22 protein-coding genes are annotated in these 25,545 nt (G+C 71.2%); 8 read left to right on the forward strand and 14 right to left on the reverse strand.

The features are described 5' to 3' along the window. Nucleotides 1–42: 42 nt before the first annotated feature. Nucleotides 43–1,308, reverse strand: a complete 1,266-nt coding sequence (locus F8S09_RS13350) for a cysteine desulfurase (protein WP_152871987.1) — start codon at nucleotides 1,306–1,308, stop codon at nucleotides 43–45. A 340-nt stretch (nucleotides 1,309–1,648) separates the two neighbouring features. Between F8S09_RS13350 and F8S09_RS13355 the strand changes: the two genes are divergently transcribed. After that, the gene (locus F8S09_RS13355) at nucleotides 1,649–2,773 is read left to right on the forward strand and encodes an META domain-containing protein (protein WP_152871988.1); all 1,125 of its coding nucleotides are present in this window, start codon (nucleotides 1,649–1,651) and stop codon (nucleotides 2,771–2,773) included. 266 nt (nucleotides 2,774–3,039) lie between these two features. Here the strand turns inward: F8S09_RS13355 and F8S09_RS13360 are convergent, their stop codons facing one another. Together F8S09_RS13360 and F8S09_RS13365 are read right to left on the reverse strand one after the other, a co-directional pair. Further along, a complete protein-coding gene (locus F8S09_RS13360) occupies nucleotides 3,040–3,978 on the reverse strand; it encodes a universal stress protein (protein WP_152871989.1) in 939 nt (312 codons plus the stop codon). Beyond that, nucleotides 3,975–4,802: a cysteine hydrolase family protein gene (locus tag F8S09_RS13365; protein ID WP_152871990.1), complete on the reverse strand. Its 828-nt coding sequence runs from the start codon at nucleotides 4,800–4,802 to the stop codon at nucleotides 3,975–3,977. The genes F8S09_RS13360 and F8S09_RS13365 overlap by 4 nt, the downstream gene beginning before the upstream one ends. Before the next feature lie 279 nt (nucleotides 4,803–5,081). Here F8S09_RS13365 and F8S09_RS13370 point away from each other — a divergent pair, with 279 nt between their 5' ends. From F8S09_RS13370 to F8S09_RS13380, 3 genes are all read left to right on the forward strand, one after another. Further along, nucleotides 5,082–5,588 carry a hemerythrin domain-containing protein gene (locus tag F8S09_RS13370; protein WP_152871991.1) on the forward strand — a complete coding sequence of 169 codons (507 nt, stop codon included), beginning with the start codon at nucleotides 5,082–5,084 and terminating at the stop codon, nucleotides 5,586–5,588. Nucleotides 5,589–5,639: 51 nt separating this feature from the next. Further along, nucleotides 5,640–6,230, forward strand: a complete 591-nt coding sequence (locus F8S09_RS13375) for a hypothetical protein (protein WP_227978688.1) — start codon at nucleotides 5,640–5,642, stop codon at nucleotides 6,228–6,230. Between the two features lie 120 nt (nucleotides 6,231–6,350). Beyond that, nucleotides 6,351–6,956 carry an FmdE family protein gene (locus F8S09_RS13380; protein WP_322618826.1) on the forward strand — a complete coding sequence of 202 codons (606 nt, stop codon included), beginning with the start codon at nucleotides 6,351–6,353 and terminating at the stop codon, nucleotides 6,954–6,956. Nucleotides 6,957–7,165: 209 nt separating this feature from the next. On the opposite strand, the gene F8S09_RS17710 is transcribed toward F8S09_RS13380, so the two are convergent. Further along, nucleotides 7,166–7,321 (reverse strand): hypothetical protein, encoded by a 156-nt coding sequence (locus F8S09_RS17710; protein WP_194165345.1) that lies wholly within the window; start codon nucleotides 7,319–7,321, stop codon nucleotides 7,166–7,168. Between the two features lie 475 nt (nucleotides 7,322–7,796). After that, complete coding sequence (locus F8S09_RS13385; protein ID WP_152871992.1) at nucleotides 7,797–8,672, reverse strand: hypothetical protein; 876 nt, start codon at nucleotides 8,670–8,672, stop codon at nucleotides 7,797–7,799. A gap of 574 nt (nucleotides 8,673–9,246) precedes the next feature. Between F8S09_RS13385 and F8S09_RS13390 the strand changes: the two genes are divergently transcribed. Further along, entirely contained in the window at nucleotides 9,247–10,197 is a 951-nt protein-coding gene (locus tag F8S09_RS13390) for a tyrosine-type recombinase/integrase (protein ID WP_152871993.1), read from the forward strand. Nucleotides 10,198–10,589: 392 nt separating this feature from the next. On the opposite strand, the gene F8S09_RS13395 is transcribed toward F8S09_RS13390, so the two are convergent. Beyond that, nucleotides 10,590–11,744 (reverse strand): N-acetylglucosamine-6-phosphate deacetylase, encoded by a 1,155-nt coding sequence (locus tag F8S09_RS13395; RefSeq protein ID WP_152871994.1) that lies wholly within the window; start codon nucleotides 11,742–11,744, stop codon nucleotides 10,590–10,592. 56 nt (nucleotides 11,745–11,800) lie between these two features. Between F8S09_RS13395 and F8S09_RS18190 the strand changes: the two genes are divergently transcribed. Continuing rightward, a complete protein-coding gene (locus F8S09_RS18190) occupies nucleotides 11,801–14,005 on the forward strand; it encodes a phospholipase D-like domain-containing protein (protein ID WP_152871995.1) in 2,205 nt (734 codons plus the stop codon). 292 nt (nucleotides 14,006–14,297) lie between these two features. Here the strand turns inward: F8S09_RS18190 and F8S09_RS13405 are convergent, their stop codons facing one another. From F8S09_RS13405 to F8S09_RS13430, 6 genes are all read right to left on the reverse strand, one after another. Beyond that, nucleotides 14,298–15,008: an ABC transporter permease gene (locus F8S09_RS13405; protein ID WP_322618827.1), complete on the reverse strand. Its 711-nt coding sequence runs from the start codon at nucleotides 15,006–15,008 to the stop codon at nucleotides 14,298–14,300. After that, nucleotides 15,005–15,946: an ABC transporter ATP-binding protein gene (locus tag F8S09_RS13410; RefSeq protein ID WP_322618828.1), complete on the reverse strand. Its 942-nt coding sequence runs from the start codon at nucleotides 15,944–15,946 to the stop codon at nucleotides 15,005–15,007. The genes F8S09_RS13405 and F8S09_RS13410 overlap by 4 nt, the downstream gene beginning before the upstream one ends. Beyond that, on the reverse strand, nucleotides 15,943–17,100 hold the full coding sequence (locus F8S09_RS13415) for an ABC transporter permease (RefSeq protein WP_322618829.1): 1,158 nt from the start codon (nucleotides 17,098–17,100) through the stop codon (nucleotides 15,943–15,945). The genes F8S09_RS13410 and F8S09_RS13415 overlap by 4 nt, the downstream gene beginning before the upstream one ends. Next, the gene (locus F8S09_RS13420; RefSeq protein WP_152871996.1) at nucleotides 17,097–17,999 is read right to left on the reverse strand and encodes an ABC transporter substrate-binding protein; all 903 of its coding nucleotides are present in this window, start codon (nucleotides 17,997–17,999) and stop codon (nucleotides 17,097–17,099) included. The genes F8S09_RS13415 and F8S09_RS13420 overlap by 4 nt, the downstream gene beginning before the upstream one ends. Nucleotides 18,000–18,150: 151 nt before the next feature. Next, nucleotides 18,151–18,864 (reverse strand): gamma-glutamyl-gamma-aminobutyrate hydrolase family protein, encoded by a 714-nt coding sequence (locus tag F8S09_RS13425; protein WP_322618830.1) that lies wholly within the window; start codon nucleotides 18,862–18,864, stop codon nucleotides 18,151–18,153. Next, nucleotides 18,861–19,274, reverse strand: coding sequence for a hypothetical protein (locus tag F8S09_RS13430; RefSeq protein WP_152871997.1), 414 nt, complete (start codon nucleotides 19,272–19,274; stop codon nucleotides 18,861–18,863). Before F8S09_RS13430 ends, F8S09_RS13425 begins: the two co-directional genes overlap by 4 nt. Before the next feature lie 236 nt (nucleotides 19,275–19,510). Between F8S09_RS13430 and F8S09_RS13435 the strand changes: the two genes are divergently transcribed. Beyond that, a complete protein-coding gene (locus F8S09_RS13435) occupies nucleotides 19,511–22,930 on the forward strand; it encodes an ATP-binding protein (protein ID WP_152871998.1) in 3,420 nt (1,139 codons plus the stop codon). A gap of 422 nt (nucleotides 22,931–23,352) precedes the next feature. Here F8S09_RS13435 and F8S09_RS13440 read toward each other — a convergent pair whose 3' ends face one another. Together F8S09_RS13440 and F8S09_RS13445 are read right to left on the reverse strand one after the other, a co-directional pair. Further along, nucleotides 23,353–24,093: a tyrosine-type recombinase/integrase gene (locus F8S09_RS13440; RefSeq protein WP_152871999.1), complete on the reverse strand. Its 741-nt coding sequence runs from the start codon at nucleotides 24,091–24,093 to the stop codon at nucleotides 23,353–23,355. 164 nt (nucleotides 24,094–24,257) lie between these two features. Then, entirely contained in the window at nucleotides 24,258–24,695 is a 438-nt protein-coding gene (locus F8S09_RS13445) for a MerR family transcriptional regulator (protein ID WP_152872000.1), read from the reverse strand. 88 nt (nucleotides 24,696–24,783) lie between these two features. Here F8S09_RS13445 and F8S09_RS13450 point away from each other — a divergent pair, with 88 nt between their 5' ends. Continuing rightward, a complete protein-coding gene (locus F8S09_RS13450) occupies nucleotides 24,784–25,308 on the forward strand; it encodes a DUF5946 family protein (RefSeq protein ID WP_194165346.1) in 525 nt (174 codons plus the stop codon). Nucleotides 25,309–25,545 lie beyond the last annotated feature (237 nt).

Below are 25,545 nucleotides of genomic sequence, written 5' to 3' on the forward strand. Positions count from 1 at the left end.
GGGGGCGGGTGTCCGCCGCCCCCCGGCTCCCGCGTGTGCGGTTCAGGCGGACGCGAAGAAGGCCGCGCAGCGCTCCACCGCCCGGAGGAAGGCGTCCACGTCCTCCGGGGTGGTGTACACGCCGAAGGAAGCCCGCGCCGTGGCGTCCACCCCCAGCGCCCGCATGGCCGGTTGGGCGCAGTGCTGCCCGGCCCGGACAGTCACGCCGTCCTCGTCGAGAAAGGTCGCCACGTCGTGCGGGTGCACCCCGCGCACGTTGAAGGAGATCACGCCCGCCCGGTCCTCCCCCTGGGGGCCATAGGTCACCACATCGGGCAGGGCGTCCAGACCCCGCAAGGCCCGTTCCAGCAGCGCCGCCTCATGCGCCCGCACGCGGTCCAGACCGATCGCCTCCAGGAAGCGCACCGCCGCCGCCAGCCCCACCGCCTGCGCGGCAGGCGGCGTGCCCGGCTCGAAGCGCAGGGGCGGGGGCGCGAAGGTCGATTCCCCGATCTCCACGGTCTCGATCATCTCCCCGCCCCCCATGAAGGGCGGCATCGCCTCCAGCAGCTCGGCCCGGCCCCACAGCGCCCCGATACCGGTGGGGCCGTACATCTTGTGTCCGGACAGGGCGTAGAAGTCGGCGCCCAGCGCCTGCACGTCCACCGCCCGGTGCCCGGCGGCCTGCGCCCCGTCCACCAGACACAGCGCTCCCGCTGCGTGCGCCAGCCGCGCAATCTGCGCGACCGGATGCACCGTCCCCAGCACGTTGCTGACATGGGCTACGGCGACCATCCGCACCCGGCCCGAGGCCAGCAGTTCGCGCAGGTGCCCGAGGTCGAGGCGGCCCTCCGGCGTCAGGCGGACGGCCCGCAGCCGCGCCCCGGTCGCGCCCGCTGCGAGCTGCCACGGCACGAGGTTGCTGTGGTGCTCCAGCTCGGTCACCACGATCTCGTCGCCGGGCCGGAGCGCGTACCGGCCCCAGGCGTGCGCGACGAGGTTGATCGCCTCGGTCGTGCCCCGCGTGAACACCAGGTTGCGGGGGTCCGGCGCGTTCAGGAAGGCCGCCAGCGTGGTGCGGGCAGCCTCGTACAGCTCGGTGGCTTCCTGGGCGAGTCCGTACACGCCCCGGTGCACGTTGGCGTTGTGGACGGTGAAAAACGAGTCCGTCGCCTCCAGCACCGCGCGGGGTTTCTGGCTGGTGGCGGCGGTGTCGAGGTAGACCAGCGGGTGCCCGTTTTCCAGGCGACTCAGCAGGGGAAAATCGGCCCGCACGTCCAGGTCGGTCCATGATGGACCGCTGGAGGTCGGCCGGGAAGAGAGGGTCATGGCAACTCCGGTCTCCGCCGCGTCGGCGGGTCAGGAAAGCGGGCAGGCGCCTGCATGGGCGAACTCAGGCCGGGGAGCGCGGCGCTGTGGTCCCCGCCCCCCGCCAGCCTAGCCCAGCTCAGGTCGGGCGAATGCCCCCGTCCTGGGCGGACTCCTTCTGACGCGCCAGCGTCACGCTGAAGGTGGCTCCCTCCCGACCCGCGTGCAGCGCCAGCGGCGAGAGGTCACCCGACAGGGCCGTGACGAGGCCGTGGGGGTTGGGGTGCGGGTGGGTGGGTCGGCCAACACGAGGTCATACACCCCTCAGCCTCCCGTCAGGTCGGCGCATTACAACGGCAACATGCGGACCCTTGCTGCCCTGACCACCCTGACGGCCCTCGTCCTCGCGGGGGCGGCGGAGGCCCGGTCTTCCGCCGCGCAGACCCCGCCCGTGTCCGGCATCACCTGGACACTGGCCCAGCTTCAGCAGGATGGCCGGACCCTCATCCCCGTGGGCACCGAACGGCCCACCCTGCGCCTTGACGGGCGCACCGCCTCGGGCTCCACCGGCTGCAACACCTACCGGGGGGCCTACGCGAGTCGGTCGGACGTGCTGCGCTTCGGCCCGCTGGCGACCACCCGCCGGGCCTGCCCCGCTGCCTTGGAGGGGCAGGAGACGCGCTTTCTAAACCTGATGCGGCAGGTCACGGGCTACCAGCTCAGCGGCCAGACCCTGACGCTCTTCGCTGGTGCCCGTGACCGACTGATCTTCCGCGCCGGCAGCGCGGTCACGACCCCGGAGAACACCGTGAGCCTGAACGGCGGTTGGCAGTTGGCGGGCGGCACCGCCCTGACTCCCGTCGCGGGCAGCGTGCCCAGCCTGACCCTCGCGGGAAACCGGGTGAGCGGTTCGGCAGGCTGTAACCGCCTGACTGGGGGCGTGGAGGTGCAGGGGAGCCGGATCACCTTTGGTCCCCTGGCGACCACCCGGATGGCCTGTGCCCCCGCCGTGAATGCCCAGGAAGCGGCCTTCCTGCGGTTCCTGACCCAGCCTGGCCTGCGGGCCAGCGTACAGGTCCAGACCCTGACGCTGACGGCGGCGAACGGCCGCACCTTGATCTTCCGCCGTGCGGGCAGCGGCCCGGAGAGCGGAACATTCAACCCGGCCGCGCTGACTGGACAGACCTATACCCTGGCGGCCGTCAATGGCCGTCCCGCCGCCACAGCCCAGCCCGTGACCCTGACTTTCGAGGCCGGTCGCCTCGGCGGCAGCGACGGCTGCAACCAGTACGGCGCCCCCTACCGGCTGGTGGGCCCGACCCTGGTGCTGACGGGCGAGCCGGTCAGCACCCTGCGGGCCTGCCTGGACCAGCCCGCGACCGTCGACCTGCCCACCTTCCTGGCGTCGCGGCCCACGGTCACCGTGACGGCGACAGGGCTGACGCTGCGGGCTCGGGGAACCACCCTGACCTTCACCCGTTCCTGAGGCTCATCCCAGTACAGCAGAGTTGCTGCCGGGCTTCGGCCGTTCCGCGACCCACACGCCGATCTGGCCTGTTCTTTTCGCAACGAACGCGGTCGAAACAGTCCTTCGCCCAACGTCAGGACGCTCCTGGGGTGGGGCGAGGGACCCCCACGGTGCCCCGGCGGCACGCCTTGATGACCCCACTTGTCGGTATGTGGCCCTGCGCTTTCCTGCGGAGCCAACCTCCGGGGCCGACGGCCGGACGCGTGCTTGACCGACGGGCGCCCTTAGATGTCCGGCTGCGGTTCCGCCAGGTCCCGCGCTGTCAGCACCGGGATGGGCGACTCGCGGACGATGCGGAGGGCCACCGATCCCAGCATCAGCCGCGAGAGGCCTCCCTTGCTGGAGGTGCCGACCGCTAGCAGGTCGTACTCGCCGCTCGCCGCGCGGTCCAGCGCGATCTGCGCGGGGTCCCCCCGGACCACCTCACCGCCGCCCAGTTCGGCTACCCTCGCCCGCGCTTCCTGCTCCCAGGCGGCATTGCGCTCTTCCAGCATGGCGGAGCTGACGCCCCGCAGCGGGGGGGCGGGCACGTCGGGCAGAGGGAAGGGCACCACCAGCGAGGCCGGATCCACCACGTGCAGCACCTCGGTCTCGGCACCCGGCAGATGCGTCTGCACGAATGCCAGGGCCTGCCGCGCGGCAGGCGAGAAATCCATCAAGACGAGCACACGGGGGACTGGTGCGTCCGCCTCCTGCTCCAGGTCGCGCAAGGCCCGCAGCCAGCGCCGCCGCGAGAGCACCGGCAGGGGCTGGTGGTCCCCGGGGTCCGGCGAGTGTACGCTCAGCACTGGGACGGGTGACTCCCGGATCACCTCCTCGGCTACCGACCCCAGCAGCAGCCGCGAGAGGCCTCGCCGCCCGGCGGTGCCCAGCGCCAAGACGTCGCACTCGCCTGCCCGCGCCCGCCTCAGCGCCTCCCCGGCCGGATGGCCCAGCGCGAGTTCGCCGCCACCCAGCGCCGCGAGCGCCCCGCGCTCCTGCGCGTACCACTCGGGATGGGCGCCCACGTCCGGCACGTCGGCCGTCCCCGTCACGCGGCCCACCGGCAGCGAGGGCACCACGTGCAGCACGGCAGGGCTCTGCTCCGGAAAGGCCGCCCGCGCCACCCGCAGCGCTCCCAGCGCGGCCGCCGAAAAGTCCATCAGCACTAGGACGCGCGTCACGGCCGCTCTCCCTGCGCCGCAAAGGGCCGGGCGTTCGCGAACTGCTCGGTCGTCATCGAAAAGCCCCAGCAGTTGCGGGCGTTGAACACGACCGCGTCATAGCAGAAGTCCGGGCTGGAGGTCGCGCAGGCGTCTTCCAGCAGCACGGCGTTGTAATCCCGGAAATACGCCTCCTCCATCGTGGAGGTCACGCACTGGTCGATGTTGACCCCGGCGAACAGCAGCGTCTCGATGCCCTGCGTGCGCAGCACCTGATCAAGGTGGGTGCCGAAAAAGCCGTTCATGCGGACCTTCTCGATGTGGATGTCCTGCTCCTGCATCAGTGGCAGCAACTCGTCCACCATGCGGGCACCCCACGACCCCTCGGTGAGCACCGGCCCGTGCTCCAGCTCCTGCCCAATGCCGCGCTGGTCGGGGGTGTGCTTGAAGGAGTACAGGGTCGGCGCCCCGAGGTTGCGCAAGTCGGGCCGGTTGTGCCAGTACACCCAGATCACCCACATCTGGCGCTCGCGGGCGACCTCCAGGGCGCGGGCCACGCCGGGAATCGCCCGGCGGCAGCGCCCGTAGTCCAGCCCCGAGGCGTCGGTCCAGCCGCCCGGCGAGCAGAAATCGTTTTGCATGTCGATAATTACCAGCGCCTGGCGGCTGGGGTCGTCCACGAAGGGCTTGAGGTTGGCTTCGAACCGCAGCAGGTCACCTCCCCGGTGGTGCGGTGCGAGGTGGACATGGTCCTCGTAGAGGTGCCAGCGGTCGGCGCTGGCGGCAAACTGCACGCCGCCGTCTTCGGTGGAGGCGTAGATCTCGCGGTAGTCCTTCTGGCTCATGGGGTCCTCCTGTGGCGCGTCGCGCCGGGTGGGGTCGTGGGGCCTCATCCCGTAGACTCGTTCTCGGGCCGCCGTCCTGTGTAACGGGACGCTTCAGAGAACTTCGCGCCTTGCTCATCGTCTGGCAGGGGCGCGTGTCATACAGGGGCCGCCGCCCTATTGGGGCACAGGCGCCGTAGCCTACCTCCAGTAATTCTGGACATTGACATCCAGTTTGAGCGGGACTAGCGTTGAGACAGCTCAATCGCTCTGGATCTGAAGGTCCAGGAAGGAGAAGCCGTGCTTGCCCGCAGTGCTCCGCCCTCGCCAGAGGACCCTCCTGATCCGGGTCCGGAGCCGGAGGCCACCGGGGCCAGCCCCCTTGCCGCCGCCCTCGACGGGATGCAGGCTTCCCTAGAACGGCCTGTGGACGGACCCCAGTGGGAGCGGGTTCGGCGGGCCTTCGGCGACCTCGCGGACGCGGCTCGCGCCCACCTGCTCAAGGAGGACGTGATGTTCTTCCCGGCGCTGCGTCACCTCGCGGCGGGGCGTTCGGCGCAAGTGCCCCTTGGCCTGCACCTTCAGGGACCGGCCGAGCTGCTGCGCGGCGAACATGCGGCCCTGCTGAGCAGCCTGCACAACGGCCTCGCGCTTCTGGAAGACGGAGGGCTGGACCCGAGTCCTGCCGAGTGCCGGACCCTCCAGACCCACGCCGACGCGCTGGGCCGTGCCCTGCGGGATCACATCCAGCTTCAGGATGAGGGTCTTTTTCCCAGCGTGCTGGCCGGAACCGCGCCCATGCCCTGAGGTGGCCGGAGCTTATTAACGCTTTGTAAGTCCCCGCCGGACGATGGACCCGTGACCACCCTCCCGCAGGCCGGAGCGACCGAGGTTCGGGATCGTCGCCGGGTGCTCACGCTCTCGACCGCCGCGTTCACGCTGATGTTCGCGGTGTGGCTGATGTTCGGCATTCCGGGGTTGCCCATCCGCCAGGAATTCGGCCTGACCGACGTGCAGCTCTCGTGGCTGACAGCGGTGGCGGTGCTCAACGGCTCGTTCTGGTGCCTCCCGGCCGGGATCATCACCGACCGCCATGCCCTGTTTCCTGATCGCGCAGGTGCAGAGCTGCCCCGCGCTGCTCTTCCTCGTCGGCGTGAGCATGGGCGTGGGCAAGGCCGCCGTCTACAAGCACATCCTGGAGTATTTTCCGAAGGACGTGGGCGCGGTTGGCGGATTGATCGGGCTGCTGGGCGGCCTGGGCGGCTTCTTCCTGACCCGATGTTCGCCTACGCCAAGAACGCGCTGGGCTTTTCGCAGCGCACCTTCTTCGCCGTGTTCGTGATGACCCTGATCTTGGTGGTCTGGATGCAGCTCACCATCATGCGGATGATGAACCGCGCCGCACCGCACCTCCAGGCCAACGTCGACGGCGACGCCGTCCATTCCTGAATCCCCGCAAGGAGCCGCTGCCATGACTGACCCCCGTGACCAAGACCGCCCCCAGTCCGGCCCTGCCGGGGCGGAGACCGACAACAGCGGCGAGACCGACGGGGCCGGGATGTGGGGGCGGTGACCCCCCTCATGTGCCCGCCCCCCCGCCTGGAACGCCTGCCCGCCCTGCTGGAGCAGAGTGCGGCCCTGCACCGCCACCTCTGCCCCCGGCAGGTACTGGGTGCCCGGATCGGCCTGTTGGCGGGCGAGTGGCTGGGGCTGGACTTTCCGCGCAGCGACAAGCGGGTGCTCGTCTTCGTGGAAACCGACGGCTGCTTCGCGGACGGCGTGTCGGTGGCGAGCGGCGGCTGGCTGGGGCGCCGCACGATGCGGCTGGTCGATCATGGCAAGGTGGCGGCGACCTTCGTGGACACGAAGACCGGCCGTGCCGTGCGGGTCGCCCCCCGCTCCGACCTGCGTGCCCGCGTGCGGGAGGGCCGCCCCGACGGACAGAAGCGCTGGGACGCCTACATGGCCGCCTACCAGACCTGGCCCGACGAGGCGCTGTTCACCGTGCAGCCCGTGCGCCTGACCCTCGACCTCGCGGCGCTTATCAGCGTGGCAGGCGTGCGGACCGTGTGTGGCCGCTGCGGCGAGGAGATCGTCAACGGACGCGAGGTCATGCTCTGCGGTGAAACGCTGTGCCGCGACTGCGCGGGCCAGCGCTACTGGGAGCCGGGCTGAGCGTTACCACACGTCCCCGCTCCGGAAGTCTTAGGTGAGGGGCAGATTGGGGTCGAGGCCCCCGGTGAGCGCGTACACCAGGACGCCGCCCGCTTCCTCCAGCGTCAGGACCCCCAGCCGCCCACCCGGTATAGGCCGAGGCCCTTGCCGCTCGTCGACGTGCCTTCGTCCTCCTCGTGCAGGCCGTCCGGCAGCACGATATCGGCGTGCTAAGCGGTTTCGGATACATCGGCCACCGCCCGCTCGACCCCGCTCCGCAGCGATTTCAACCGGCCGCGCCACGAGCCCGAAGCGTCCCGCCAGACCGAGATCACAAATTCGGGCCGACCAGGGGAGGCCTGCCGTGGAGGGGGAGTCTCTGCCATGCGGGCAGTGTGGGAAGACCCACTCACAAGCGGCTAACAGGAGAGGGGCGGTGGTAGGGTTGGTCCCAGCGCCCACTTGGAGAAGGGTGAGGAGCGTATTGCAAGGGTCCGGGCCGATTTCTGCTGCGGTTGCTGTCCAATCCGTTCTCGAATCGGGAGAGCGACGACACGGGAACGGGCGGCGAAGCCGTTCCAGTCCGATCACGGCATCTCTTGGCCTCCCAGTAAGACTCTTGTTAAGGCGGAGTCAGGCATGCTCAGCTCTCCCCGCGCATGCGGGCGTTGCTGCCCAGGTGACGCGATCTGACCCACCGCGTCCCAGTTCAGGGCGTTGAAGCTGTCTGTTACCGCGGCTTCTGCGGCCCGGAAGGGGTGGGTGGGAGCCAGGCCGCCGTTTGCTGGGACCGCCACGCCCAGGGCGGCGCCGACTGTGCTGTCTCCTGTCCCCGCTGCCGGGCTGGAGGTCCGGTGAGGCTCAGGAGTCCCGGGGTGGAGCATGGCTGAGGGACGCTCGTGCCAGGGTGATGGCCCGCTGGAACTGCTGTTGACTGCCGGGCGTGAAACCGGCGGATTCGAGGGTGTGGGGGAAGTCGCGCAGCGAGGCTTTGCGGAGGTCGGCAGGGGAGATGAAGGGGGCGTGGCCCCAGGTGGCCTGGAAGATGCCTTTGCGCAGGGTGTCGTGGTTGGTGTAGGGAAAGAGACGCTCGTGCTCGGGAGCGAAGGCGGCGCCCGCACGGGCGTACAGCCGGTTCAGGGCGTGGTGGGCTTCCCGGTCCAGGCGGGTGACGGCGCGGCGGCGCAGCAGGGTGCCGTCACGCGGCTCATAGGCGCCCCAGGTCAGGGTGAGCAACTCGGTGACCTGAAAAGCGTGGTGGTAGATCAGTGTCAGGGCCACGTGCAGAGGCAGGTGCTCAGGCGTGTCTGTGAGTGAGAGGACTGTCCTGACGTGTTCTGAGGACGGCAGTGGGCGCTGACTGGCTTCAGCGGGAGGCCGCTGAAGGCCGCGCATGGGGTGGCCGGTGGTGATCAGGCCCTCGTCGATCAGATGATCGTAGAGGCGGGCCAGGAGCCCCAGACGGGTCCGGACGGTGTTGGGACGAACGGGGACACCGGTAACGCCGGGCCGAGCGGCGGCCTGGAGGAGCCAGGGATGGAAGTCGGCGGGCGGGGGCGGCCGCAGCAGGCTGAGCCCACTGGCCTCGGCGGCTTCGAAGATGGGTTTAAGCAGGGTGTAGACGTTTCTGCTCGGGCGCGACCAAAGGTGACGCGTGAGCCCGAGCAGCGCATCGAGGTCCGCGTGCATCATCGCGCGGGCAAGCTGGGCGGCGCGTTCATCTTGCGGGTGAGGCATGAATTAGTCTAGATCAGGGAGTCGCAAGGGAGATTAGATCGAATATACGAACTCTTCTCCGTCTCGGTCTCACTTAGCAATCTCCGTTTAGATCGATCCCTTGCCACTCACCATGCCTAGGCCCAAGCGGAGGCATTACGAAGCAGGAGGGTGGCTAAGGCAAAAAAGATATGGAGGACAAACTATCTTCATTGTCTAATCTCCCTTGTGACTAGTTCGATACCAGATCTGGACTGGGGGCTCGTCTTCAGACGGTCGGAGCCCTGCACCGTACGCGAAGGAGAGAGCTTCCCGTTTTAATCACAGTCTTTCAGCACTTGCGGGCACCCGGCACTGCCCTCCAACATTCAACGCTGGGGCGTAGGGAACACATCTATGCAGCGAAACAGGTACAGGGATAGTGTCTGTCTCTTGCCACTAGGTTCATTCAAGTCGCGACGACAGCGACTTCTCTAATCCGGCCATCCAAGCCCATATGATGAATTCACACTAATCCGACTTAGTATGAACATAGATCGGGGGATACACTGGACTCCATGCTCAGACCCTTAGCCTGTCAGTCCGCAGAGGGGCCATGACCCTCGTCCGCCAGGAGGCGCCGCTGGCGCTGGCCAGCCTCAGTGATCAGGCGCTGCGGGTGCGCGCGGTGGAGGCCGCGAGTACCTACGACGCCGAAGGGCTGGTGCAGGTCACGCTGGCGTACATGACCACCGCCAGCCGCAAGGGAGCACGCGGCAGTGCCAAGACACTGGCCGCCTACGCGCTCGCCATACGGGATTTCGTACCCTGGGCGCGGGAAAGCGGGGTCCAGCTCCTGCGCCCAGGGCGGCGCGACGGGGGGCGGTACGTGGCGAACCTCCAGACCCGGCCCTCGCGGGGGCGCGGGCGCACGGGGACGCTCTCCTCCGCCACGGTGGCGCAGTACGTCGCCGGGGCCAGGGCGCTTTACCGTGCCCTGCGCTGGGCGGGGGCCACCGAGGCCCAGCCCTTCGAGGACGCGCACGTGCCGCCCGACCCCACGCCCGGCATCGTGAAGAATCCGCCCTACCTGCGCGAGATTGACGCCGTGCTGGGGCACTGCGACGCCCGGCTGGCTGCCTTGCTGCTGCTGTGCGCCCACGGCGGCCTTCGCATCGGCGAGGCGCTGGGCGTCCACACCGAGGACCTCGGGGGTGGTCTGGTCACCGTGCGCGGCAAGGGCGGCAAGGTCCGGCGGGTGCCCCTGAGCCAGCGCACCCGGACGGCGCTGGCGGGGCTTTCCCCGGCCCGGCCCGATGGGGCGCTATTTGACTGGACCTACGCCCAGGCGGCCTACCGGCTGCGGTTGGCCTTCCGCCGGGCCGGGCACGGGCACACCTGGCGCGGTTTTCACGCTGCCCGCAAGCACTCGGGCACCCGGCTCTACCGGGCGACCCGCGACTTCACCCGCGTGGGCCTCTTCCTGGGCCACAGCAGTGTGGACACCACCCGCCGCTACGTCGCCGTGGACGAGCACGACGTCGCCCACGAGGTCGAAGACTTCTGAACGCGTGGTTGACGAGGGCCTCGCTGCAGGAGTGGTGGGACGGCGTTGCCGCTTACCCTCCTGCCAGCCTCTCACGGTGCGAGCTGTACCTATCGTCTGAAAACGCCTGATGGGTCGTGCGATCTGAATGGGCCAGGTGCGTAAACACGTGTTTCGCAGCTGACGTGAAGGCAAACTGCACCTGCCACCTCCCTCTGCTCCGCAGCTCTGCGAGTTCCCCCTAAGGAGAAAATCCCGCCCGAGCCGCTGATCTGCCTCTTGCACAGCGAGGATGGGTGGAGACTGATACAGCCCTGCGGAGCACCTCTGCGAGTCCGCAGAAAAGGCCGTGAGCGGCAAAACCGTTCCAGACGGGCCATCTTCCCTTTGTCTCCTCTGCCGGGAACCTTCCCTCAGGCGCGTTCCTCCAGCACGGGCTGTCCCGCCACGTAGACCTGTCGGACGGTGAGCGCCCGGTCCAGCACCACGAGGTCCGAGCGCAGGCCCGGTACGAGATGTCCCCGATCGGTCAGGCCCAGCGAGGCGGCCGGAACCGCGCTGAGCATGGCGCTGGCCTCGGGAAGGGACACGCCCAGCCCCACGGCATTGCGCAGCGCCCGGTCGAGGGTCAGCACGCTGCCCGCCAGGGTGCCGTCTGGGAGGGCGGCGCGGCCTCCCCGGACCGTGACCCGCTGGCCGCCCAGGTCGCTCTTTCCTTCCCCGAGTCCCGCCGCCCGGATCGCGTCGCTGACCAAGAGGACCCGGCCGGGGGCGGCGCGGCGGGCGAGCTGGAAACTGGTGGGATGGACATGGTGACCGTCGAGGATGACTTCCAGAAAGGCGTGGGGGGCAGAAAGCAGCGCTCCTGCCGGGCCGGGCGCCCGGCCCTCGACGCCGCCCATCGCGTTGTAGAGGTGGGTCGCGCTGCCGCGGCCCCCGGCGGCGTGGACGGCTTCCAGCAGGGCCGTGACCGTCTCCGCGTTCGCCCGCGTGTGGCCGACGCCCACCCGGACCCCGGCGCGAGCGAAGGCGAGGGCGGCCTCGCCCGCGCCCTCCAGCTCGGGGGCCAGGGTCACCGCCCGCACCACGCCGAGCGCGAGCACCTCGGCCACCCGCTGCGGGGTCGGGAGGAGGGTATGCGGCGGCTGGGCTCCCAGGCGCCCCGGACTGATGAAGGGGCCCTCGAGGTGGGCGCCGGGGAGATCGGCACCACCGGGAACCCCCCCGGCGTCCATCACCTCGCGCACGCCCCGAAGCGCCGCCAGCACAGTTTTCCAGGGACGGGTGATGGTCGTGGGCAGCAGGGTCGTGGTGCCGTGCCGGGCATGCCACCGCGCGAGGGCAGCGACCCCGGCCGGGCCGTCCATCGTGTCGCCGCCGCCCCCGCCGTGGACGTGGGTGTCGACAAAACCGGGGAGAATCAGGTGGTCGTCCGGGACCCCGGAAAGCGGGGTAACCGCTTCCAACCTCGCCCCGAAGCGGACCTCGCCGGGGCTGACCCCGCCCGGCAGGACGAGGTGCCCGCGCAAGGCCCGCCCGCTGCCCCCCACGCTTTGCCGGTTCCGCATGGGCCTGATTCTGGCAGGCCGCCGGGCAGGGACCTCGCCGTGGGACAATAGGCCCCATGCCGCGTCCCCTCGCGCGACTTTTCTTCGCCGCGCTGGCCGGGCTGCTGGTGACGGGTGGGCTGGCCCTGCTCGCCGTTCCGCCGGTGCTGGGGGCGATTCCCGAACGCCAGGTGTTCCTGCGGGCCTACGCCGGGATCATCGCGGCCTACCTCGCGGTCGCCGCGGGTTTTGCCAGCATGGGTGCCCTCAGCGCGGCGGCCCTGCCGCTGGCGGAGGTCGGGGTGCCCCCGCGCCGTGGGCCGTACCGGACAGCGGTCTCGCTCGCCGTGCCGGGCGGGGTGCTGGTCATTCCGGTCCTGCTGCTCTCGGTGGTGGCCCTCGTCGCCCAGGAGGGGGCGCTGGGCGGGGTACTAAGAAATGGCAGCTTGATTCTGGCCCTGTGCGCCGGGGCCTACGGGCTGCTCGCGGGCCTGGGGCTGGGGCTGCTGACCGTGCGGCTGCGGCACCTGTGGCGCCCGGCGCTGGCAGGGCTGGCGGGAGCGCTGGCGGCGGGAGTGGCCTGTGGGCTGGCGCTTGAACTTGTTCGTCCCCGGGCGGTGCTTCAGAGCACGCCGGGGCTGGTGCTGCTGGTCTCGCTGGTTGTCGTCACGATTCACCTGGGGTGGGGCCTGGCCGTGCGCGGCGCCCTGGGGCGGCTGGCGGCGCTGGGCCGCCGCAAGGCCGCCGCCGGGGGAACGCTCCAGGCCGCCAGCCGGGCGCAGGTGGCCGTGGTCGCCACGCTGGGCCTGAGCCTGCTGGGCAGCGTGGTGGGCCTGACCCGCACCCTGGGAGACTTCGTGACGGCCCGCCCGGCCGACCCTGCGCCCCTGCGGGTGGCCCGGCCGCTGAACGTGCCCGGCTGCCCCGAACCCACCGACCCGCTGGAACGGGCGGTCTGGGCGGTCGCCGTCCAGGGGGGGCGGCCCGACCTGTCGTGCGGCAACCGGCTGGGGCCGCTGATCGAGTTGCCGGGGGGCACGGCGGCCACGCCGCTGAGCAGCGGCTTCGACGAGGTGGCGGCGCTTGTCGAGGGCGCCCGGTCCGAGGTGCTCTTTACCACGATGCAGTGGGACGGCGGCGAACTGAGTCCCGGCTCGACCCTGGCGGGTGCTCTCGCCCGGCTGTACGCGCGGGTGAGGGCCGACCCGGCCGCGTACCCGGACGGCATGCGGGTACGGATCACGCTGGGCAACTACCCGGTGATTCCGGCCTTCGAGTGGGGCGCCGAGGTCTGGACCGCTCTGGAAGACCTGCTCGCGGCGGGCGTGCCGCGTGCGGACCCTGCCCTGGGGTGGCAGGTCGAACTCGCCAACTACGCGGGGACCTTTCCGCACAGCCATGTCAAGCTGGCCGTGCTGGACGGCGAGACACTGCTGACCGCTGGATTCAACTATGCCCATGGGCACTACCCGCCGGATCACCCGTCGGGGCGGGGGGGAGGGCTGTACGACCTGGGGCTGGTGGCGCGGGGACCGGCGGCGCAGGACGGGGCGAACATCTTCGACGACCTGTGGGCACGCAGCCGGGTGGTGGTGTGCGCGGGCGAGCCCCGGCCCGGCCGCGTTCGGCAGGCTTGCGACCTGGGCGGCCTGGGAACGCCCCGGCACCCTCCCGCCGCCCGCCGCGCGGTTCTCGCCGGGGGAGCGCGGGCCTTCAGTCTCTACCGCCGGGAGGGCTTCACCCAGGCGGACGAGGCGCTGACTGCCCTGCTGAATGCCGCGAGCACCCGCACCGACCTGCTGCACGTGAATTTCAGCATGGCCCTGGACTGCATCGTGGCGGTGCTCAACCCGGCCCTCTGCACCGACGAGGACCCCCTCCCCTGGATGACAGCGCTGCTGGGGGCGATGGAACGTGGGGTGAACGTGCGGCTGCTGACCGATGGAGGCGGCAGCCTGGGGGCCATCGAAAACCGCATCGCCCTCGCGTACCTGCGGCGGGAGATGGCGCGGCGCGGGATTCCGGCCTCCCGCTTCGAGGCCCGCTGGTTTCCCGGACCGCTGCACGCCAAGGCCACGCTGGTCGACGACCGCATGCTGGTGGTCGGCTCCATGAACCTGCACCATTCCTCCTGGACCCAGGGCCTGCTGGGGCTCAACGAGGCGGTTCTCGCCACCACCGACCCTGCCCAGGCGCGTGACTTTCGCGGACTGTTCGGGCGTTTCTGGGCCGGGGCCGACCCCGCCGAACTCCCGGCCTTCGCCCAGGTGGGCGAACCCTGAACCCGCCCACGCCCGCGGGGGGCGGAGAAAGGCTGGTGGAGTCACGGCGCATCCCGGCCAGGCTCGCGGAGGAGGGAGAAAGAGGACGACCGGGAGCGAGCCGGAGCCCTGCTCTCACGGACCCCGCTTGAACTGCGGGGACCGAATCTTTCCTCCGGGGAAGCGAGAGGTCAGCAGGGACAGGCCGCACCGGCCGTCCGCTCTACGGAAGCCCGAGCCCCACTGCTCCCGTTTCGTGACCCGCCGGGGAGCGGCACCCAATTTTCCCGGAGGAACCAGGCTGCGGCCCGGATCAGGCTCCCTCCGGGGCCATCAGCTCCAGCAGGGCATCGAGCGTAAGGGCCAGCAGCGCGGCGGGCAGGGCGCCCAGCAGCACGAGCGCGGTGTTCTGCTGCGACAGCCCGTCGATAATTGGGCGGCCCAGCCCTCCGGCCCCCAGGGCTGCTCCCACCGCAGCGGTAGCGACCCCGAACACCAGCGAGGTCCGCACCCCCGCCCACCACACCGGCAGTGCCAGCGGCGCCTCCACCCGCCACAGGCGCTGCCGGGCGGTCATGCCCAGGCCCCGCGCGGCGTCCAGCACGTCCGCGTCCACGCCGCGCAGGCCTGCCACGCCGTTGGAGACGACCGGGACCAGCCCGTACAGCACCAGCCCCAGCAGGGTGGGGGCCACCCCGAAGCCCAGCAGCGGCACCGCCAGCGCGAGAATTGCCAGGGTCGGGACCGTCTGCCCCAGCCCGGCCAGCGCCTCGACCAGCCCCAGCACGGCCCCGCGGCCGGGGCGGGTGGCGTACAGCACCACCGGCACGGCCAGCAGCAGCACGAGCGCCTCGGCGAGCAGCACCAGCCCGAGGTGCTCGGCGGTCAGGCGCCACAGCGGCACTTCCAGGGCCGGGGCCTCGCCTCCCGCCACCGGGGCCAGCAGGGAAGCCAGCAGCCCCGGCCAGAGGCACAACCCCAGCAGCAGGCCCCATACGAGCGCGGCCCAGGGACGGCGCCTCACGCTCCCCCGGAGCGGGGGTCGTGGCCCAGGTCGCGGAACCCGACGACGCCGATCACTGCCCCCCCCTCCCCCACGACCGCCACCCCGTCGGTGCCCTGACGCAGCATCAGCGCGAGCGCGGTGCGGGCGTCCGCTTCGGCGGGCAGGCGCGGCAGGCCGTGGGCGTCGCCGGGCCGGGCCAGGGCGGCCGCCCGCACTCCGCCGAGCTGCTCCAACGCGGCGTCCATCCCCATGAACTGCGCCACGAAGGGGCTGGCCGGGCGGCGCACGAGGTCGTCCGGGGTCCCGAACTGCGCGAGTTCGCCCGCCTGCATCAGCGCGACGAAATCGGCCATCCGCAGCGCCTCCGGGATGTCGTGGGTCACCAGTACGACCGTCTTGGCGAGGCGGCGCTGGATCTCCAGCACCTCTGCCTGCAGGGCCTCCCGCGCGATGGGGTCGAGTGCCCCGAAGGGCTCGTCCATCAGGAGCACGGGCGGGTCGGCGGCGAGTGCCCGCGCCACGCCCACCCGCTGCGCCTGCCCGCCCGACAGCTCGGCGGGGCGCTTGTGCCGGAAGGTGCCCGGCTCCAGCCCCACGAGGCTGAGCAGTTCGTCCACCCGCGCCCGCACCCGCGCGGCGGGCCAGCCCAGCAGCTCGGGCACGGCGGCGACGTTGCGCCCGACGGACAGGTGCGGAAAGAGACCCACCCGCTGAATCACGTAGCCCATGCCACGCCGCAGCGCCTCGGGGCTCAGCTCGCGGGTGTCGCGCCCGGCCAGCCGCACGTGGCCGGAGGTCGGTTCGGTCAGGCGGTTGATCATCCGCAGGGTGGTCGTCTTGCCGCAGCCCGACGGCCCCAGCAGCGCGGTCACGGTCCCCACCGGAAAGGTCAGGGTGAGGTCGCGCACCGCGAAGGTGTCGCCGTAGCGCTTGGTCAGCTCACGCAGGTCGATCACGGGGCCACCATCCCCGCCCCGCGCGGCAGCCCCAGGCGCCGGGCCAGCCCCGCTTCCAGACTCCGCCACGCGGCGTCCGCCAGGATCGCCAGCAGGCAGGCGGGCAGCGCCCCCAGCAGAATCAGGTCGGTGGCCGAGGCGTTCAGCCCCCGGAAGATATAGACCCCCAGCCCGCCCGCGCCGATCAGGGCGGCGACCGCCGTGACCCCGATCAAGAGGACGGTCGCCTGCCGCAGCCCCGCCAGCCACACCGGGAGCGCCAGCGGCAACTGCACCCGCCAGAAGAGCTGTCCCGGCGTCATGCCCATGCCGCGCCCCGCGTCGAGCGCTCCGGCATCCACCCCGCGCAGGGCGGCCACACCGTTTCGCACCACGGGCAGCAGCGCGTAGAGGGTCAGGGCCACGAGCGCGGGCGCCGTCCCGATCCCGCTCACCCCCAGCGAGCGCAGGGCGGGGACCGCCTGGCTCAGCGCCCCCAGCGGCGCGATCAGCAACCCCAGCAGCGCGAGGCTGGGCAGCGTCTGGATGCCGCCCGTTACCGCCAGGACGACCTGCCCCGCCCCTGGTCGCCGGACCGACCACACCGCCAGCGGCCCGCCGATCAGCACCGAGAGGCCCAGCGCCGCAGCAGTCAGGCGCACATGCTGGGCGAGTTCCTGCCCCAGCCGGGCCGCCTCGACCTGTCCCTCCTGCCACACCGACCAGGAGGAGAGGCCGCCCAGCAGGACATATCCCAGCGTGACGGGCAGCCACGCCCAGGCCCACCCGCGAACCCGTCCCGCGTAAGCCGCGCCCCACAGGGCCACCGCACTCCCCAGCAGCCACAGCCACCAGCCACCCCCGGCGGCGACGCGGGCGACTGGAGGCTGCCCGGTCAGCGCGGCGGCCGCCCCCTGCCCCAGCGCGGCCACACCTGCCAGCACCGCGAGGTTGCCCAGCCCGAGGGCCAGACCGGGACGGCGGGCCGCGAGCAGCAGCGCCGCCGCGAGGGCCGCGCACGCCCACGCCCACGCTCCCGGAGGCAGCGGCACCCCGGCCGCGATGCGGTTGGGGCGCAGTTCCAGCCAGGGAAGCAGCAGGCTGAGGAGCAGCAGCGCGGCCCCCAGCCGGATCAGGCCCTCGGCCCCGCCGGGAAGACGGGCAGGGGGCGTCACTTCAGCAGCTTCCGGCTTTTCAGGTACCCCTCGGCCACGTCACGGGCGCTGCGGCCCTCGACCGCGATGCGGCCGTTGAGGATTTGCAGGGTCTTGCCGTCCAGGGTCGCGAAGACGCGGTTGAGCAGGCCCTCGACCTGCGGATACGCCTTCAGGGTCGCGGTGCGGATGATGGGCGCGGGCTGGTAGACGGGCTGCGCTCCCCTGGGGTCTTTCAGCACGACCAGCCCCAGGGCGCCGAGCGTCCCGTCGGTCCCGTAGGCCATCGCCGCGTTCACCCCGTTGGTGCCCCGCGCGGCGGCCGACTGCGTCTGCACCGGGGTGGCCCCGGCCAGCACCAGTTTCTGACTCGCCTTGAGCTTGAACCCGTAGGCCTGCTCGAAGGCGGGCATGGTGTCGGGCCGGTTGAAGAACTCCGGGGACCCGGCCACCTTGAGGGTGCCGCCGCGCCTCAGGTACGCGGCGAGGTCCGCCAGCGAGGACAGCTTCTGCTGCCGGGCGAGGGCCTGCGGCACCGCGAGCGCCCAGGTGTTGTTGGCATTGGCGGGTTTCAGCCAGGTGATGCCGTTGGCCGCGTCGAGCCGCTTGGCCTGGGCATAGATCTGCGCGGCGTTCTTGCTCACGGCCGGGCTGATCTTGGCCTTCGGGAAGAGGTACACGGCGTTGCCGGTGTACTCGGGGTAGATGTCGATCTCTCCGGCCAGGATGGCCTTGCGGTTGACGCTGGTGTCGCCCAGGGTGGTCTTGTCGACGACCTCCAGTCCGGCGTTCTGAAGGGTCAGGAGGATCATCTGCCCGAGCAGCTGCGCCTCGGGGTCCAGCTTGGAGCCGACCACGATGGGCCGGGCGAGGGCGCTGCCGAGCAGGCAGAGGCTGAGCAGAGCGGCGAGCTTGTGCATGGGGTCTCCTGGGGGTGGCAAGGGGCGCCTTCAGGGGGAAGGCTGACCCGGTCGGGGCACCTGGGGGGCAATCGCTCCCAGGATAGCGGCCTGCGCCCCTCCGCGTGGGTCCGGATCGGGCGGGGGCAGCCCCGGCCTCTTTCTTGCCCGGTCAGCCCCGCCGGACCCCCACCATCTCCTCCAGAAAGACCCGGAAGGGGGCCAGCGCCTCCGGATACCGGCTCAGCAGCATTTCCGGATGCCACTGCACGCCCAGCAGCCCGTCGCCCTCCAGCCCCTCGATGACCCCGTCGGGGGCGGTGGCGGTCACCGTCAGGCCCGGCGCCACCGCGTCGACCGCCTGATGGTGGTAGGAGTTCACCCACGCCGCCGCCCCGTGTGCCCGCCCCAGCAGGCTGCCGGGCCTGAGGCACACCTCGTGCCCCAGGCCCGGGGGCTGGGCCACCTGCGCGTGGTCGGCCCAGAAGCCCGGCACGTCGGGGAGGTGCTGGTGCAGGGTGCCGCCCTCCAGCACGTTGAGGGTCTGCATGCCCCGGCAAATGCCCAGCACGGGCCTGCCCAGGGCGCGGGCGGCCCGGTAGAGCGCGGTCTCGAAAGCGTCGCGCTGCTCGTCGACCTCGCCCAGCCCGCGCCGGGGTGATTGCCCGTAATGGCGGGGGTGCAGGTCGGGGCCGCCCGTGAGCACGACCGCGTCCACCTGCGCGGCGTAGTCGGCGGCCAGCTCCGGCAGGTTGGGCAGCAGCAGGGGCAGCCCCCCCGCGAGGCGGACGGCCTCCGCGTAGCGGCGGGGTACCCCGTTCACTTCGTGGGACAGGTCCTGGGTCAGTTGCGAGGTGCTCAGGCCGAGCCGGGGCCGGGCGCTCACGCTTCCCTCCGGAGGGTCACGGCCACCCCGTCGGTCACGAAGGTCATGCCCGAAGGTCCCGGCCGGAAGCCCAGCCGGGCGCCGGGACCGAAGTCGAGGGCCTGAACCCCGTACGCGTCGTAGACCGGCCCCACCGCCCGCACAAAGGCCTGCACGTCGGCCATGCCGCGCGGCCCGCCGCTGCCAGGTACGGGGGACACCCCCAGCGCCCCGGCGGCAGCCCGGTGGTCGGCGGGCGCCAGGAACTCGAACGCGAGGTCGCGGGTGACGAACTCGCCGTCCTCGGACAGGCCCAGCCCTCCTCCTCCCGCGGCGCGGGGCAGCACAGCGGCGACCCCGTGCTGCACCATCAGGGTCATCAAAGCCTGCGCGAAGGCGGTCATGCGGTCAGGGCGGGCGTCGGAGGTCATCGTCTCCCAGACTACGCGTCCTCCGGAGCGCGTCCGAGTTCCTGCGCCGTCCGGGAGGGGAACGCAGCGCCCGTACCCGCCCGGACCGCGCCTCAGCGCCGCCTGCCTCGCGGCCGTGCCTGGGGTGGGACACGGGGGAGGCGGTCTTCATGGGTTCTTGAGACACGTTCGGGGGTGGCTTTCCGCCCCGGCGCGGCCTCATCTACAGTGCGGGCCACGGTCCGGCCGCCTGCTCCATGACCAATCCCCCTTCCCTTCCCTCCCCGGCTGACCTGCACCGCGTGCTGGAGTCGCTGCCCGACCCCTTCTTCACGCTGGACGGGGCGTGGCGCCTCACCTTTGCCAACGGGCACGCGCTGCGGTTCGTGGGGCGTGAGGCCGGGGAGCTGCTGGGGCGGGTGGTCTGGGACGCCTTTCCAGACACCCTGGGCACCCGGTTTGAGACGGAAACCCGCCGCGCCCGGCAGGAACAGCGGGTCGTCGAGTACGAGGAATTCTTCGTCCCGCTGGGCCGCTGGCTGGAGGTGCGGGTCTTTCCGGACGCCGGGGGCCTGGGGGTGCATTACCGCGACGTGACCGGACGCCGCCTGGCCGCTGCCCGTGCGGAGGCCCTGGCCGGGGTCGCGCGGGACCTCGTCGCGGCAGTCACGGCGCAGGAGGTGGCGGGGGTCCTGACCGGCGGGGTACGGGAGGCCCTGGGGGCTTACAGCGCGGTGCTATACCGGCTGGAGGGCGAGGAACTGCGCGAGACGGCCCGCACCGGGCTGGCGGCGCCGGACGCGTGGCGGCAGATCAGCCTGCACGGCCCGCACCTGCCCGCGAGGGTGGCCCGCGACGGGGAAGCGCGCTTCTTGCACGAGGAGGATTTCCGGCAGCACTACCCCGGCGCGGGGTGGGCCGAGCGCACCCGCGCGGCGGCGGTGCTGCCCCTGCGGGCACGGGGGGAGCTGCTGGGCGTGCTCGCGTACAGCTACGACCACGCGCCCACCTTCAACGAGGCGGAGCGCTCCGCACTGCTGACCCTGGGCGGGCAGGGCGCCCTGGCGCTGGAGCGCACCCGGCAGGCCGAGGCCGCCCACGACCGCGAGGAACGCTACCGGGTGCTGTCCAACGTCACCAACGACGCGATCTGGGACTGGGAGTTCGCGGGCAACAGCGTGGTGTGGAACGAGGGGGTTTCGGCGCTGTTCGGTTACCCGCCGGAGGAGGTCGAGCCCACCGACCGCTGGTGGAAAGAGCACCTGCACCCCGACGACCGGGAGCGGATCGTCTCCAGCATTCACGCGGTGATCGCGGGCGAGGCGCGGGAGTGGCGGGGCGGCTACCGCTTTCGGCGCCGGGACGGGTCCTACGCCACGGTGCTTGACCGGGGGCAGGTCATTCGCGACGCGGCGGGGCAGGCCATCCGCATGATCGGCGGGATGACCGACCTCAGCGAACGCGAACGGACCGCCGCGCTGCAGGCAGAATCGGACGCGCTCTCGGCCTTTGCCGCCTTTACCGGCTCGGCGGGCGCCGAGACGGACCTCACCCGGCTCGCGCAGCGGGCGGTCGACACCCTGGTGCAGACGCTGGGCGACGGCAGCGCGGTGTACTACGAGCCTGGCGGCGAGCGGTGGCAGGCCCGGGCCTGGGCGGGGGAACTGCGCGGCGAGACGCTCGACCTCGCCCGCCGGGGCTTTGCCCTGCGCGAGTTGCTGCCTGATCCCACGAGCCCGGACCCGCAGTATGTCGAGTCCTGGGGGCAGCGGGGCGGCGAGGTCGGTGCCCGAACCCCGGAGTACGGCGCCGCCGCTTTTTTCCCCGTCGCGCAGGACGGCACCTGGCGCGGGCTGCTCACGGCGGGGCTGAAGGCCGCGCGGCACTGGACGCCGCGGGACCGGGCGGTGTTCGAGGCGGTCGCGCACGGCCTCACGCTGGCCGCCGAGCGCACCGCCTCGCTGGAGCGGCTGGAGGAGGAACGGGCCGCGACCGCCGCCTTCGCCGCCTTTACCGAGCGGATCGGCACCGAAACGGACCTGTCCGCGCTGGCCCGGCAGGCGGCGCAGGTGCTGCACGGGGCGCTGGAGGGCGTGAGCGCCGGGTACTACGAGCTGGAGGGGGACAAGTGGGTGGCCCGCGCCGTGGCCGGAAGCCTGCCCTCCGGGGTGATGGACGGGGCGCTGGGCCGCTTTCCGGCCGGGCGGCTGGACCTCCCCGCCGACGTGCTGTTCGTGGAGGGTGAGGACGCGGCGGCGGCCTTCTTTCCCTATTTCCTCCGGGGCGAACCGTGCGGCCTGCTGATGCTGGCGTCGGACACCCGGCCGACCTGGGGAGCGCGGGCGCAGGCGGTGTTCACCAGCGTGGCGCGGGGGCTGGCGTTGGCCTTCGAGCGCACCGGAACGGCGCGGATGTTGCAGGAGCAAAACGCCCAGTTGCACGCGCGGACACGGGCGCTGGAGGGCTTCGCGGAGCTGGCCCGGGACCTCGCCTTCGAGACGGACACGCTGGCCCTGGTGCGCCGCGCCCAGGAGATCGTGCTGACGCTGCTGCCGCCGGGCGTGGCCGTCTACTACGAGCCGCGCGGCGACCGCTGGCGGGTCCGTGCCCAGACGGGCGACGTGGGCAGCCCGGCGCTACAGGCGGCCCTCGACGCCGGGCTGCCTGTGAAAGAGGCGGGCAACCTGACCCAGCCGTGGCACACTGGGCAGGCCCACTACCAGGACGCCTATGCCCCCGACACCGACGGGCTGGCCGAGCAGACCCGGCATATCGGCGCGACCGCCACCGTCCCGATTCTGGTGGGCGGGCAGCCGCGCGGCGTTTTTGCGGTGGCCCTCTTCGGCTCCCGGTCCTGGGACGCGACCGACCGGGTGGTGCTGGACACGGCGGCCCGGCACCTCAGCCTGGCGCTGGAGCGGGCGGGGGTGGCCGCCGAACTCGGCCGCCAGCGCCTGGAGCTGGAAGCCGCCAACCAGGAGCTGGGGGCCTTTTCCTACACCGTGTCGCACGACCTGCGGGCGCCGCTGCGGCACATCGCGGGTTTTGCCGGGATGCTGCGCCGGGCGGTGGAGGCGGGGGACGCCGCCCGCGCCGCCCGTTCCCTGGACGTGATCGACGGGGCGGTCGCGCAGGCGGGGCGCCTGATCGATGCCCTGCTGGGCTTCTCGCACCTGTCCCGGCAGGAGCTGACCAAGACGGCGGTGGACCTGCGCCGCCTCGTCGAGAGCGTGCAGGCCGAGGCCGAGGCTGAAGCGGGGGGCCGCGAGGTGGAGTGTGCGGTGGCCGAGCTGCCGGAGGTGCGGGGCGACCCCGACCTGCTGCGGCAGGTGCTGTCCAACCTGCTATCGAATGCCGTGAAGTACAGCACCCGCTCGGAGCGCCTCCGGGTGGAGGTGACCGGCGAGCGGCGCTCCGGCGAGACCGTGATTTCGGTGCGGGACTCGGGCGTGGGCTTCGATCCCCGCTATGCCGATCGGCTGTTCGGCGTCTTCCAGCGGCTGCACCGCCAGGAGGAGTTCGGGGGCACCGGCATCGGACTGGCGACCGTGCGGCGCATCGTTCAGCGGCACGGCGGCCGGGTGTGGGCCGAGAGCCAGCCCGGCCAGGGCGCTGCCTTCCACTTCAGCCTCCCCGAGGACCCCGCCTGGCTGGGCGGCCCGTACCCGGAAGCCTGAGCCGCCTCCAGCAGTCAGGGCGCCGCCACAGCTTCTCCGCGCTTCCAGTTCAGAGGGACGCAGGAAGCCACACCAGGCAATCCCTGTCTCCGTGGATCTCCATGAACGGCAGAGGGGGACGGCGCCAAGGCGCCGTCCCCCTCTGCTCTGTTTCGTGGAAGGTTCTCGCTCGCGCTCACTTCCCCGTGTAGGTGAAGGCGAGGATCGCGCCGGGGTTGGCCATCTCGGTCACCCGCTGGCCCTGCTGCCCCAGCATCTGCCCGCCGCTGTCGGTGATGACGTAGATGGTGCGCCCGTCGGCCGAAACCGCCGTGTCGCGGTAGCGGTTGTTGGTCGGCAGGACCTTGATGGGGCTACGACAAGATCGACAAATCCTACTACGTTAAGGAAAAAAGAGCGGCCTGGCCGCTCTTTTCCGGCTATTAGCGACCGCTCAGTGCCCGGACGTAGCTCTCGCCCATGCCCCGCGCGCTGGTCTGGGCATAAATCTGAGTGGTGGCGATGCGCTTGTGGCGAAGGAACTTCTGCACCTGGTCGAGCGGCATCCCTGCGTACAGCAGGATCGTCGCCACGCTGGCGCGCAGGCGATGGGGCGTCACCGTCTTCTCGATCCCCGCCCGGCGCGCCGTGTCCTTGACGATGAGCTGGATGGCCCGCGCCGTGTACTGATCATGCCGGTTGCTCTCGAATAAGTAGCCTGTCCGGCGCCCGGCGAGATGGGTGCGCAACTCCTGGGCCAGCGCAGGCAGGATCGGCACGTACCCGTCACTGCCACCCTTGGCGTGAGCGATGTAAACCTGAGGCGGGTCGAGAGCCAAGTGCAGGTCCGTCACGCGGATGTTGACGAACTCCGACACGCGGGCGCCCGTGTAGAACAGTGTTTTCACCATGAGGCCGTACCCGCTGGTCCGCCGGTACGCCGCCTCGATCAGCCGCTCGATCTCCTCGCAGTCGAGGCGGTCCACCGTGCGCCGTCGTTCCTTGGGGGCGGTGAGCCCAAGGGCTCGCCGCACACCTTCGACGACGTGCTTGGTCTGGTCGAAGGTGAGGTGGTGCCTGCGCCACAGCTTGACAGTCCCCCGCACCACCTCGCGCAGGGAGTTCGCTTCTCCTGTTTGACCGCGAAGTTCAGCCGCTTCTTCACCTACTTCTGCTCGTGGCATCCCCCAGCGTACCGCTGACTTTTACGGGGTATGCGGATTCCGCGAAGTTGAAAGGCCAAAAACGCATCCGCTCTCCGTCCTACAGAACAAACTGACCGATGCCAATCGCCCCCTGAGTCACCTCGGGAGGACAGGGAACGGGTGCTGTAAGCCCCTGCCCAGCGTCACGTGAGTTCCTGGCCGTCCTTGTCGAGTCGGCCTGGATGGTCGTCCCCGCCGAACGTCTTCTCTACCCTCACGCCCAGTCGAATCACCTCCAGCAGTTCGGAACCGCTCACTTCCTCCAGGTCCAACCGCTTCAGGCGGTCCAGCAACGCCTGCCGCCGCGTCACGTTCTCCTCTAAGGCCCTGATCTGCTCGCCAAGAAGGGGCTGCGGGTCCTGCTCGGGCCTTCGCAGAACGGCTTGAATCCGGGCCAGGGACAGGCCGTAGGCCTCCAGACTCTGCACCTGCTGGATGGTCCGCAGAGCCGAATCGGAGTACAGGCCTTGCCCTGATGCCGCGCGCCCCACGGGCGCGAGCAAGCCGAGTTGCTCGTAGTGACGTAGGGTGCTGACGGGGAGACCGCTCCGCCGTGCGAGTTGTCTGAGGCTCAGTCGCATGTCGCCCTCCTGAGGCAACGGTAAGACCTGACGCTACGGCAGGATCAAGGGCCGTTCCTGCTCCAGCAGGCCTGAGTAGATTGGGGAGATGACTCCTGCCTGCCCCGGTTGCGGATTGAAGCTCGCTCATGTAGATGGCATCGCGCCGGAGAACTACGCCGCCTCTCCCGCCTGCTGGGCGACCTATGGGGAACTGACGGCCTACAACATGCAGCGCGCCGATCCGGGCTTTCTCCACCAATTGGCCGTGGACGCCTACGCCGCCCAACATGACGGCCCCAGCTCCAAAGCCATCGCCACGGCGTTCGGTCTCATCGGCCTGTACCTGACGTTCGAGCAGGGCTTCAATGGGCGGGAAGTACAGCACGCGCACGCGGTGCTCGCGGGATCCCGACACGACTGGCCCCGACTCGCGGCGCCCCCGTCACGTGGGGCCATGACCGTGGCCGACGTAATGGCCGCACTAGAAGGGGACGAGCGCGACGACCGACTCCGGGAGTGGGCTCGCCAGGTGTGGCTGGCCTGGAGCGAGCAGCACGCCATTGTCGCGGGGTGGCTCCCTGACCCGCAGCGACTGAAGCGCCCGAGCCGCTGGGGGCCAGCTCACTCCTGACCTGTCCAAGGATAGGGGCAGGCTGAGACTTCGCTGTTTGCGTTGCAACCCCAACTTCCGAGCGCTGCCGCCGCGATCTGGCACCTCATGCATGCAGCTCACTTCACCACAACTGGCCTGCCGACCCCCTGAGGTAAATCCGCTCGTCTGCTCTGCCGGAAAGTAGGCCCGTCAAGCTTGCTCTGGCGCCACACCCTGGATATCCTGAACGAAGGCGCTGTGTGCCGACGTCCGGCT

Source organism: Deinococcus terrestris (assembly GCF_009377345.1).
Classification (GTDB): Bacteria; Deinococcota; Deinococci; order Deinococcales; family Deinococcaceae; genus Deinococcus; species Deinococcus terrestris.